At 59.9% G+C, this 11,836-nt stretch carries 10 protein-coding genes and 2 tRNA genes; 3 read left to right on the top strand and 9 right to left on the bottom strand.

Annotated features, from left to right (window positions below):
- Positions 1–232: 232 nt before the first annotated feature.
- The 9 genes from LH475_RS05380 to dnaA form a co-directional block, all read right to left on the bottom strand.
- Positions 233–305, bottom strand: a tRNA-Ala gene (locus LH475_RS05380).
- Positions 306–377: 72 nt separating this feature from the next.
- Positions 378–451 (bottom strand) — tRNA-Ile (locus LH475_RS05375).
- A gap of 149 nt (positions 452–600) precedes the next feature.
- Positions 601–1,005 (bottom strand): DUF3566 domain-containing protein, encoded by a 405-nt coding sequence (locus tag LH475_RS05370; protein ID WP_196842924.1) that lies wholly within the window; start codon positions 1,003–1,005, stop codon positions 601–603.
- A gap of 9 nt (positions 1,006–1,014) precedes the next feature.
- Entirely contained in the window at positions 1,015–3,600 is a 2,586-nt protein-coding gene (gene gyrA, locus LH475_RS05365; RefSeq protein WP_297413058.1) for a DNA gyrase subunit A, read from the bottom strand.
- A gap of 37 nt (positions 3,601–3,637) precedes the next feature.
- Complete coding sequence (gene gyrB / locus LH475_RS05360; protein WP_196842926.1) at positions 3,638–5,656, bottom strand: DNA topoisomerase (ATP-hydrolyzing) subunit B; 2,019 nt, start codon at positions 5,654–5,656, stop codon at positions 3,638–3,640.
- 121 nt (positions 5,657–5,777) lie between these two features.
- Entirely contained in the window at positions 5,778–6,317 is a 540-nt protein-coding gene (locus LH475_RS05355; RefSeq protein ID WP_196842927.1) for a DciA family protein, read from the bottom strand.
- Positions 6,310–7,479 carry a DNA replication/repair protein RecF gene (recF, locus tag LH475_RS05350; RefSeq protein WP_297413057.1) on the bottom strand — a complete coding sequence of 390 codons (1,170 nt, stop codon included), beginning with the start codon at positions 7,477–7,479 and terminating at the stop codon, positions 6,310–6,312. Before recF ends, LH475_RS05355 begins: the two co-directional genes overlap by 8 nt.
- A 5-nt stretch (positions 7,480–7,484) precedes the next feature.
- A complete protein-coding gene (gene dnaN / locus LH475_RS05345) occupies positions 7,485–8,633 on the bottom strand; it encodes a DNA polymerase III subunit beta (protein ID WP_196842929.1) in 1,149 nt (382 codons plus the stop codon).
- Positions 8,634–9,090: 457 nt separating this feature from the next.
- Entirely contained in the window at positions 9,091–10,509 is a 1,419-nt protein-coding gene (gene dnaA, locus LH475_RS05340; protein WP_196842930.1) for a chromosomal replication initiator protein DnaA, read from the bottom strand.
- Positions 10,510–10,966: 457 nt separating this feature from the next.
- On the opposite strand from dnaA, the gene rpmH reads away from it, so the two are divergent.
- From rpmH to yidD, 3 genes are read left to right on the top strand one after another with little or no spacing between them, the layout of a single operon-like run.
- Positions 10,967–11,104 carry a 50S ribosomal protein L34 gene (gene rpmH, locus LH475_RS05335; protein WP_010204566.1) on the top strand — a complete coding sequence of 46 codons (138 nt, stop codon included), beginning with the start codon at positions 10,967–10,969 and terminating at the stop codon, positions 11,102–11,104.
- A 23-nt stretch (positions 11,105–11,127) separates the two neighbouring features.
- A complete protein-coding gene (rnpA, locus tag LH475_RS05330; protein ID WP_196842931.1) occupies positions 11,128–11,520 on the top strand; it encodes a ribonuclease P protein component in 393 nt (130 codons plus the stop codon).
- A complete protein-coding gene (gene yidD / locus LH475_RS05325; RefSeq protein WP_196842932.1) occupies positions 11,517–11,828 on the top strand; it encodes a membrane protein insertion efficiency factor YidD in 312 nt (103 codons plus the stop codon). The genes rnpA and yidD overlap by 4 nt, the downstream gene beginning before the upstream one ends.
- Positions 11,829–11,836: the final 8 nt, after the last annotated feature.

The following is an 11,836-nucleotide window of genomic DNA, read 5'->3' as shown; positions in this document are numbered from 1 at the left end:
GCCCAAGCGCCCACGCCGCAGCAACACTCGGCCACCAACCCCCCCCCCCGCGGGGGGCCGGCCCCGCACCCGATGGAGGGGGGCCCGGCCACGTTAACGGAGGCTCGGTTCGACACCGGCCGATTGGCGCTGCACACAACGCCATATCAGCGGATGCCGCTCCCGCCACGCGTCACCTGCGCGCGGGTATACAAAAAAGGCCCGTCCAACAACGGGCCTGGTACATGAAGTGTGGAGCCACGGGGAATCGAACCCCGGACCTCCTGCTTGCAAAGCAGGCGCTCTACCAATTGAGCTATGGCCCCGATTTCTCAGGCCGATCCCTGAGGCCGACTTCTCAGCGCGAACGCTGAGATCGGAATGAAGCTGGTGCTGCGTGGGGATACCGGGATTTGAACCTGGGACCTCTTCATTATCAGTGAAGCGCTCTAACCAACTGAGCTATATCCCCCTCGTGGGCAGATTGAAGACTACCGGAATCTGGCCGGAACCTGAAATCGAGTCGCCCTCCGGTGGAGAAGATACTCGCATTCAGGCTGGGAGAGCTGTTTCCCGGGAGAAACAGCCCTCGATCGAGCACAGAGAACACCGGTTCTTCGGTTAGTCGTTGGTGAACCCGACAAGTAGGCCGCCGGTGATTTTGACGCTCAAGTTGTACAGCACGGCGTAAATGGCGCCGAGGGCGGTGATCACAACCATGTTCAGCACGGCCACAACGACCGCGAATCCCATGACGTTGCCGATGGAGAGAATGGTGGCCAGGTTGGCCGATTCACCCGCCACCGTGGCATACAGATCCTCGACCTTGGTCAGCACCTCGGTCTGCACGAGCACCGTGTAGGTGAGAAAGGTCGCCACGATCGTGACGATGGCGAGGCACACCGCCACCAGAAAAGACAATTTCACGCTCGACCAGAAGTCGACGTAGACCAGTTTGAGACGAACCTGCTTGCTCGCAGTTTTGCGAGTGGACTTCTTGGCGAGCTTTTCGGCAACGCTAGTCATTCGGTGACTCTACTTTCCTGAATCAGCGTTCGGAACAGCGCCCTCTGCAGCACTGGTGTCGGCGGCACCAACCGGTGCATCGATATCCGTTACACCCTCTTCGTCGGTGGCGACCAGATTACGTTCGATATTTTTCGCGATGGAAATGATTCTGTCTTCATCCGCAAACTTAGCGAACACAACGCCCATCGTGTCCCGACCCTTGGCCGGAACCTCAGAGACGTCAGAGCGTACCACCTTGCCGCTGGCAAGAACCACAAGGACCTCGTCCTCGGGGTTCACAATCAACGAGCCGACCAAATCGCCGCGGTCGTCGTTGAGTTTGGCTACCTTGATGCCCAGACCGCCCCGATTCTGCAGCCGGTACTGGTCAGCGGCGGTGCGCTTGGCGTAACCGCCCTCGGTGACCACGAACACAAATCCGTCGTCATTGATAACGGATGCGTCGAGCAGGGTGTCGTCGCCGCGGAAGTGCATTCCGATCACGCCGGAGGTGCTGCGACCCATCGGGCGTAAGGCTTCGTCGGTGGCGGTGAAGCGAATGGACATGCCCTTGCGGGAGACCAGCAGCAGATCGGAATCATCTTCGACCAGCAGTGCGGAGACGAGTTCGTCGCCCTCGCGCAGCTTGATGGCGATGATGCCACCGGTACGGTTGGTGTCGTATTCGCGGAGCGCGGTCTTCTTGATCAGGCCGTCGCGGGTGGCGAGGGTCAGATACTGGGCCACCTCGTAGTCGCGAATATCGAGAATCTGCGCGATTTCTTCACCCGGCTGCAGGGCGAGCAGGTTAGCGACGTGCTGGCCCTTCGCGTCACGGCCGGATTCCTGCGCCTCGTACGCCTTGGCCCGGTAGACCCGGCCGGTGTTGGTGAAGAACAGCAGCCAGTGGTGCGTCGTGGTCACGAAGAAGTGTTCGACCACGTCGTCTGCTCGCAGCTGGGCCCCCTTGACGCCCTTGCCGCCGCGGTGCTGGTTGCGGTAGTTGTCGCTGCGGGTGCGCTTGATGTAGCCGCCGCGAGTGACAGTGACCACCATCTCCTCTTCGGGAATAAGGTCTTCGATTGACATATCGCCGTCGAAACCGAACATGATCTCGGTGCGGCGGTCGTCGCCGAACTTCGCAGTGATCTCGGCGAGTTCGTCGCTGATGATCGTGCGCTGACGTTCGGGGCTGGCCAGAATCGACTTGAATTCCGCGATCTGCAGTTCCAGTTCGGCGGCCTGGTCGATGATCTTCTGACGCTCGAGTGCGGCGAGGCGACGCAGTTGCATGGTGAGAATGGCGTCGGCCTGCAGTTTGTCCACGTCGAGCAGGGCCATGAGGCCTTCGCGGGCGTCGTCGACGGTGTTGGACCGACGGATGAGCGCGATCACTTCATCGAGGGCGTCGAGCGCCTTGAGATAGCCGCGCAGAATGTGGGCATCCGCTTCGGCCTTGTTCAGTCGAAATTGGGTGCGCCGAACGATGACCTCGATCTGGTGCGCGACCCAGGCAGAGATGAAGCCGTCGAGGGCGAGCGTGCGGGGCACGCCGTCGACGATGGCGAGCATGTTCGCGCCAAAGTTCTCTTGCAGCTGGGTGTGCTTGTAGAGGTTGTTCAGCACGACCTTGGCGACGGCATCGCGCTTGAGCACGATCACGAGGCGCTGGCCGGTGCGACCACTGGTCTCATCGCGGATGTCCGCGATGCCGGCAATCTTGGCGTCCTTGACCAGGTCGGCGATCTTGATGGCGAGGTTGTCGGGGTTCACCTGGTAGGGGAGCTCGGTGATGACGAGACAGGTGCGGCCCTGAATCTCTTCGATGCTGACGACGGCCCGCATCGTGATGGAGCCTCGGCCGGTACGGTAGGCATCCTGAATGCCCTTGATGCCCAGAATTTGCGCTCCGGTGGGAAAGTCGGGTCCCTTGATGCGAACAATGAGCGCATCGAGCAGTTCGTCGCGGGTCGCGTCGGGGTTTTCGAGGTACCACTGGGCGCCCGCAGCTACCTCACGCAGGTTGTGCGGCGGAATATTGGTGGCCATGCCGACAGCGATACCAACCGAGCCGTTGACCAGTAAGTTCGGAAAACGGGCCGGCAGCACCGTCGGCTCGAGGGTGCGACCGTCATAGTTGTCCTGAAAATCGACGGTATCCTCGTCGATGTCGCGCACCATTTCGAGGGCGAGCGGGGCCATCTTCGTTTCGGTGTATCGCGGGGCGGCAGCACCGTCGTTGCCGGGAGAACCGAAGTTACCCTGGCCGAGGGCGAGCGGATACCGCAGGCTCCACGGCTGCACGAGACGCACGAGCGCGTCATAGATCGAGGAGTCACCGTGCGGGTGGAACTGACCCATCACGTCACCGACGACGCGGGCACACTTGGAGAATGCCTTGTCTGGCCGGTAGCCTCCGTCGAACATGGCGTAGATCACGCGACGGTGCACCGGCTTCATGCCGTCACGCACGTCGGGCAGCGCGCGACCGACAATCACGCTCATCGCGTAGTCGAGGTAGGAGCGTTGCATCTCCAGCTGCAGATCGACCTGGTCGATTTTGCCGTGCTGTACGAGGTGGGCTGCCGCAGCAGCCGCATTCTCGGCCGCCACTTCGGGGTTGACCCCGTCGGACTTGCCCGTGGTGTCGTCAGATGTCAAGGAAACGCACGTCCTTCGCGTTTTTCTGGATGAAGTTGCGTCGTGATTCGACGTCTTCACCCATCAGGGTGGAGAAGATTTCGTCGGCGGATGCCGCGTCGTCCAGGGTGACCTGCAGCAGGGTACGGGATTCGGGGGCCATGGTGGTTTCCCACAGCTCCTTGTAGTCCATCTCGCCGAGGCCCTTGTAGCGCTGGATCCCGTTGTCTTTCGGAATTCGTTTGCCAGCGGTGGCACCATCGGCGAGGAGCGCGTCCCGCTCGGCGTCGGAGTACACGTACTGGTGCGGCGAGTTGGTCCATTTAAGCCGGTACAGCGGCGGCTGGGCCAGGTACACATAGCCGAGATCGATCAGCGGGCGCATGTATCGGAACAGGAGGGTCAGCAACAGTGTCGTGATGTGCTGGCCGTCGACATCGGCGTCGGCCATCAAAACGATCTTGTGGTACCGAACCTTGTCGGGGTTGAACTCTTCGCCAATGCCAGCGCCGAAAGCCGTGATCATGGCCTGCACCTCGTTGTTACCGAGGGCACGGTCGAGCCGTGCTTTCTCGACATTGAGGATCTTGCCGCGTAGGGGCAGAATCGCCTGGGTTTCGGGGTTACGGCCCTGCACGGCAGAGCCGCCGGCCGAGTCGCCCTCTACGATGAAGATTTCGGAGATCGAGGGGTCTTTGCTCTGGCAATCCTTGAGTTTGCCGGGCATGCCGCCACCCTCGAGAAGTCCTTTGCGGCGCGCGGTTTCGCGGGCTTTACGGGCTGCCATGCGGGCGTTCGAGGCCTGCAGGGACTTGCGGATGATTTCGCGGGCCGGGTTCGGGTTGCGGTTGAACCAGTCGGTGAGCTGGTCGTTGGCGACCTTCTGCACGAATGACTTCGCTTCGGTGTTGCCGAGCTTGGTCTTGGTCTGGCCTTCGAACTGCGGTTCAGCGAGTTTGATCGATACGACCGCGGTCAGTCCCTCGCGCACGTCGTCGCCAGTGAGGTTGTCATCCTTCTCTTTCAGGATGCCTTTCTCGCGGGCATACTTGTTCACGAGCGTGGTCAGCGCGGCCCGAAAACCCTCTTCATGAGTGCCACCCTCGTGCGTATTGATCGTATTCGCGTAGGTGTGCACACTCTCGGTGTATGCGGTGGTCCACTGCATGGCGACTTCGAGCGCCATTTTGCGTTCGTTGTCTTCCCACTCGAACGAGATAATCTCATCGTTGACCAGGTCGGTCTTCTTGGCGCGGTTCAGGTATTCGACGTAGTCGACGAGCCCCTGGTCGTATTTGAAGGTGTTGCTGACGGCTTTGCCCTCGTCGGTGCGTTTGGCTTCACGCTCGTCGGTGAGGGTGAGGCGCAGTCCTTTATTGAGAAAACCCATCTGCTGAAAGCGCGCGCGCAGCGTTTCGTAGTCGAATTCGATCGTCTCGAACGTTTCCGCACTCGGCCAGAAGGTGATGGTCGTGCCGGTTTCATCGTTCGCTTCGCCCTGTTCCAGGGGGGCGTTTGGAACACCGTTGGCGAAACTCTGCCGCCAAATAGAACCCTGCCGGCGAACCTCGACCTCGAGGCGACTGGACAGGGCGTTGACGACGGAACTTCCCACGCCGTGGAGCCCACCGGAGACGGAATAGCCGCCACCGCCGAATTTACCGCCGGCGTGCAGCACGGTCAGGACTACCTCAACGGTCGACCGTCCCTCAGCCTTGTGAATGTCGACCGGAATTCCCCGGCCGTTGTCTTCGACGCGTATCGCGCCGTCGGCAAGAATACGAATGTCGATGGTGTCGCAGTGCCCCGCGAGAGCCTCGTCGACGGAGTTGTCGACGATCTCGTAGACGAGGTGATGCAGTCCGCGAGGTCCAGTGGACCCGATGTACATACCGGGTCGTTTGCGAACGGCTTCCAGGCCTTCAAGCACCTGGATATCGTCGGCACCGTACTCGTGCTCCGTCTCCCGCTCCGCCTCGTTTGAGGATATATCTGGTGACGTGCGCTCGGGCGTCGGTTCAACTGTCATCTGAAATTAGGCTCCTGACCATCGCACGGGCGACCCTTTAGTCTACCAAACGGGGGGAGACGAACCGGCCATAATCGCCGTTTGACGCGTTTTGTTCACGGGGTTGACCTAAATTGTTGGGTTACCCGTAGGTATCGCGTGGACCCCGCCCTGGGATTGATCTAGGACCCTTTTTCCAGGATGGAGCGTTGGGCCCTTGGAAACGAATCGATTGGATGCCCGCGTCTGGGTAGCGATTCGCGATGTGTTCCATGATGACGTTGCGCATTAGACGCAACTGGGTGGCCCAGGCGGTGGACTCACAGTGCACGGTGAGCACACCGTCATCGATGCCGGCCGGCGTTGAATGGTTGGCGGTTTCGTCTCCGGCTAACTCCGCCCAGGACGAGAGAAGTTCTGACTGGGCCAGTGGCGAATTCCAGCCGAGCTGCGTGGTGAGCGAGTTGATGGTGTCGCCGAGACGTCGCGGGTCGCGCCCGCTGCCGAACGGAACACTGGAGCCGGCGACCGGCGCAATCCGCTTGCGGCCGCGCGAACGTCGTGCGTTTGGATCGCCAAAAATGCTCTTAAACCGCAGGTAGACCCGGGCCGCTTCGCTGGTATTGGATTCCAGCGGATCATACGCCTCGGTTGTTTCACGTGGAACATTTTCGTCAGCCATCAACGACCGCTCCAGCGTGAATGTGAATCGTGTGCGCGACGAGCGCCCGCGGAACATCGTCGAGTACGGCGGCCGTAATTAAGACCTGCTCGAACGACCCAATCGCAGCGGCCAACCGGGTTCGACGGTCCAGATCCAGTTCGGCAAACACATCGTCAAGAATCAACACCGGGTCACCACTGGCCGAATCCTGCCGTAAAAGCTGAGCGGATGCGAGTTTCAGCGCCAGCGCGAATGACCAGGATTCCCCGTGGCTGGCATAGCCCTTGGCCGGTAAGGCATTGAGCATGAAGACCAGGTCATCCCGGTGCGGGCCGGCCAGGGTGATACCCCGTTCCAACTCACGTTTGCGCAGCCCGGCGAGGGCCGTGCGAAAAATCTCAGTGGTAGCTGACTCCACCGAGTCGGTCGCGACGGTGGCCGCGATGGCACCGTCCACGCCGAGATCGGTGTCCTCGTCGGCACCGAGAATGCTCAGGCTCGCCACCAGCACCGGTCCGTGATCCTCATTCACCACGGCCCGATAGGCCGCGCGGAGCGGTTCACCGAGCAACGAAACGAGCTTGGCGCGTTCGTCGATGATCTCCGAGCCGAACTCCACCAGTCGTTCGTCCCAGATATCGAGTGTTGAGAGCTGGTTGCCACGCGCTCCGGAGGCACGAGCTGACTTCAGCAGGGTATTGCGCTGTTTGAGCACCCGGTCATAATCGCTCAGAACGGCGGCGAGCCGCGGGCTGCGTAGGACCAGCAGTTGATCGAGAAACTTGCGGCGGCCCGAGGGATCGCCGCGCACCAGAGAAAGGTCCTCCGGCGCGAATACCACGCTGGAGAAATAACGGGGAAGATCGCGGGTTTTGATAACGGATCTATTGACCTGTGCCCGGTTCTGCCCGGTGCGGTTCAGCTGTACCTCGGTGAGGATGTCCCGGCCGTTGTACTCGAGCCGGGCTCGAATGATTCCGGCCCCCTGGCCGGCCCGAATCATGGCCTTGTCGTTGGAAACTCGATGCGAACCGAGCGTACTGAGAAAACCGAGCGCCTCGACCAGGTTGGTCTTGCCCTGACCATTACGTCCGACGATGAGGTTCGGACCCGGAACGAACCCGACTTCGGCGTTCGCATAGTTACGAAAGTCGGTCAGTGAGAGGTGGGTAACCCGCACCAGCGTTAGCGCAGCAGCAGGTTGGGCTGAAGCAGGTACTTGTAGCTGTCCACTCCGGCCTGCTCGCGCGACGTCTGGCTCGTGATCAAAACCGGCCCTGGCTTGTTCGGGTTTTCCGTTTTCGTGAACGAGATGCGCACGAATTCGGAGTGCACAGCGCTCAGCCCGTCGAGCAGAAATTGCGGCTTCAGTGAGACGACGGTCTCGGTGCCGGAGAGAATGGCATCGATGGTTTCCGAAGCCTGTGCCTGCTCGGAACCAACCGCTTCAAGGGTGACCCCGTCGGTGGTAAAGGTGAAACGGAGGGCAGCTTCTCGTTCCAGCACGAGCTGCACGCGCCGGGTGGCTTCGATCAGATCGGCTGTATTCATCACCGCGTAGTTGTCGACGGTGGCGGGGAACAAACGGCGAACCGGGGGAAAATTACCCTTGATCAGCAGCGAGGTGACGGTCTTTTTGTTGGCGGTGAACGCGATGAGTTCACGGTCCTCGCTGTTGGTGATCGACACGGAGATCGTTCCGCTGTGACCGAATGTCTTGCCGACTTCCTGCAGGGTACGAGCCGGCACGAGCGCTGTAATCGTGCCCTCGGCGGTGGTGCTCCCCGGATCCCAATCGATTTCCCGAACCGCGACGCGGTAGCGGTCAGTGGCGACCAGGCTCAGGCTGTTTTCCGTGACCGCAAGCTGTACGCCGGTAATGACGGGCGTGACGTCATCCCGCGACGCGGCGACGGCGACCTGAGCGACAGCGGCGGCGAATTCCTCGGCCGGCACGAGCCCGGATTGGGTGCTGACCTGGGGAATGCTTGGATATTCCTCAACCGGCATAGACAGCAGGGTGAAGCTCGCGGATCCACAGCTGACCTTGATTCGTGAATTTTCGGTGGAAAAACGTACCGGAGCGTTCGGCAGGCGGCTGGCAATTTCAGCGAGCAAACGGCCGGAGACCAGAACTCTGCCGACCTCTTCGACTTCCGCCACAATCTCGGTTTGAGCGGAGACCTCATAGTCGAATGACGACAGGATCAAGCCCGTGGCGGTGGCTTCTATGAGCACACCACTGAGGATCGGGAGGGTCGTGCGTTGGGGCAGAAGCTTGACCGCGAAGGAAACGGCTTCGCTGAAGACATCCCGATGTGCCTGAAATCTCACGATGTCATTCCTTAGCGTTTGCAGCGGATGGGTGGGCCTCAATGCTAGCTGTCTTCACCGGTCGGTTCGGTACCGGGCCGAGGTGAGGGCCCTGGCACTCGAGGTTGTCGGTTGGATCCAGTTAGAGAATTCTTGTTAATCTTCTTAACCGTTGTGGAATCTGTGGATAACTCTGTGAAAACCGCCCCTGCATTGGGAACTACACGTTTGTAAGTTGTGGGTGAGTTGTGCAAATTTGTCAATCGTCGGAGCGGGGCGAACCCGGTGCAATGGCACGTTTCTACAGGCGGGCGCCGAGTTTCTACAGAGACGGTGACGTTGTGTGAGTTAATTCCACAGGGTTATCCACAGGTGTGAAAACTGAAAAAATTTTGATCCCTCCGGATTGAACCACGGCAAATTGGCCCGAAAATTCCGCAGGAATCACGAATTCTGCTGCTGCCGTGCGTGCTGGGTCTTACTTGTAGCGGTGGTCCTGCTTGATGCGGTTGGTCAATTCGGTGACCTGGTTGTAGATGGAGCGTCGCTCCTTCATGAGCTCACTGATCTTCTTATTGGCATACATAACGGTCGTATGATCGCGGTTACCGAACAATTGGCCAATCTTGGGCAGAGACAGGTTGGTGAGTTCGCGGCACAGATACATGGCGATCTGCCTGGCCGTGGCGATTGCTTGTGAGCGACTGGAGCCGTAAAGATCATCGACGGACAGCTTGAAGTAATTGGCCGTGTTGGTGATGATATCGACGGGCGCGATGACATTGTCCTCATCGAGGGTGATGAGATCTTTGAGTACCGTCTGTACCAGGTCCATGTCGACGGGCGTCCGATTCAGGCTCGCGAACGCGGTGACCCGAATCAAGGTTCCCTCCAGCTCGCGAATGTTGGATGAGACCTTCGACGCCATGAACTCAAGAATGTCGTGCGGCACCTGCAGCTTTTCGCTCTGGGCCTTCTTGCGCAGAATCGCGATGCGAGTCTCGAGGTCGGGGGCCTGGACATCCGTGATCAGGCCCCACTCGAAGCGGCTGCGCATGCGGTCTTCGAAGCCGGTGAGGTGTTTGGGTGGCAGGTCACTCGTGATGACTACCTGCTTGTTGTGGTCGTGCAGTGTATTGAAGGTGTGAAAGAAGGCCTCCTGCGTTTCCGCTTTGTTCTGCAGAAACTGGATGTCGTCGATCATCAGAATGTCGATATTTCGATAGCGCGCCTGAAAGGCCGAGCCGCGGTTGTTCGCGATGGAGTTGATGAAGTCATTGGTGAACTCTTCGGAGCTGACATAACGTACCCGAATGCCCGGGTACAGGCTCATGGCGTAGTGACCGATCGCGTGCAGGAGGTGGGTTTTCCCCAGCCCCGAGGATCCATAGATGAACAGCGGGTTGTAAGCCTTGGCTGGCGCTTCGGCCACGGCCACGGCGGCCGCATGAGCGAATCGGTTGGACTGCCCGATCACGAAGTTATCAAAACTGTATTTGGGATTGAGCCGGGTTTCGTGGGGCTGAGCCGGAACTACCCCCTCGAACACCGATTGCGGTGGGGCCGGTGTGATCACGTCGGGTGGGGTCAGCGTTTGTTGCACCGGACGCAACGACTCCTGCTCAAGCTCGGGATTTACAACCACATAGAAGGTCGACACCGCGGTGGCCTCATCGAGCTGGCCCATCGCGGTGAGCAGGGGAACCCGCATCCGCTGATTGAGCATGCTGGCCGTGAACTCGTTGGGAACCTCGAGGTAGAAGGTGCCGGCGGCGATACCTTTCGGTTCGACCAGACTGAGAAACCCGTAGAGCATGGGCGTGATCGTGGCGTCGGATTCCAACGTGGTCAGAACGGACCGCCAGGTCTGGGCTATCGGCGCTTCAACGTCTGCCATGGTTCCTACACTCTCTGTATTTCAGATTCTCACTGTTCAACCGCAGTGGCCGGTCGCGCGGTACCGGTGTCGAACACCGACTCACTTTCATGCGTGGGCCCGCCCCGGGGGGGGCGAGTATCGAGGGTCATCGTTAAAGTTATCCACCGCTTGTGTATAAAATCGACCGAATTCTCAGGTTGATGACACCAACCTGTGGATAACTTGTCTTCACGGTAGTCAATCCCACTCAGCGGGGCGAATTCAGTCCTGGCGTCGCCTTCTCCGTTTGGTACCTGCGTTGGAGTCATTATTGTGGAGAATCACCCGATTCGGGGCCTGAGTTTGACCAGACGTGGCCAAGGCCGTAGTTTTAATCAGTTGACCCCATCCCGCGGGCTTCCATCTTCTATGCGCGCTGCTGTTCTGGCCGAGGGGAACTTGGCCAGCGGTGATTCAAATACGTGGAGATTGAACTATGAGCAAGAGAACCTTCCAGCCGAACAACCGTCGTCGCGCCAAGGTGCACGGCTTCCGTCTGCGCATGCGCACCCGTGCGGGCCGAGCCATCCTCGGTGCTCGTCGTCGCAAGGGTCGCACCGAACTCTCCGCGTAGGTTCTCGTGGTCGCCAGGTTCTCGTGCTCGCTCACGTAAATCGCATCACGAGCGGCAGTGATTATCAAGGCGTTGTTCGGCGCGGTGTGCGGATCGTTGGTCCGCATACCGTTCTTTATGTTCGAAAGAGCGAGGCCCGAACGAATGCTGATCTGACTGTGGACACCGTTGGTGCTCCGGTTCGTTTCGGCTTCATTGTCGCAAAGAATGTGGGTGACGCCGTGCGGCGCAATCTCGTTCGCCGCCGCCTGAAGGCGGTTACGTTCGAACTGCTTTCCCTGGTGCCACCAGGAACGGATGTCATCGTCCGCGCTTTGCCGGCGGCGCGCGATGCCGCGTGGCAGACACTGCGCGATGAAGTTCAACGTTCTCTCTCTCGCCCGCATTTGGTACGGAAGGGCAGTGCCGGCCGATGAACCCGATACTCGCGACGATTATCCTGGTACCCCGCAACGTGGGTGTGGTGATTCTTCGTGTGTACCGCGCCGTGATTTCTCCGCTGTACGGAGACGTGTGCCGGTTCTACCCGTCTTGTTCGGCCTATGCACTGGGGGCCGTTCAGGAACACGGACTAACGTGGGGCTGCGTCCTTGCTGCCCGCAGACTGAGTCATTGTCATCCGTGGTCTGAAGGCGGCATTGATGATGTACCTCTTGCAAGCAGGCGTCGCTACCTCGTGACGTCGTTCGGTTTTGTCGTCGCACCTAGCCACGGAAAGGGCTAACCCACAGT

This window comes from Cryobacterium sp. (genome assembly GCF_026786305.1).
In the GTDB taxonomy this organism is placed as follows: Bacteria; Actinomycetota; Actinomycetes; order Actinomycetales; family Microbacteriaceae; genus Cryobacterium.
Note: the sequence above shows the minus strand (reverse complement) of the source record. Positions and strands in the feature narration are given on the sequence as shown.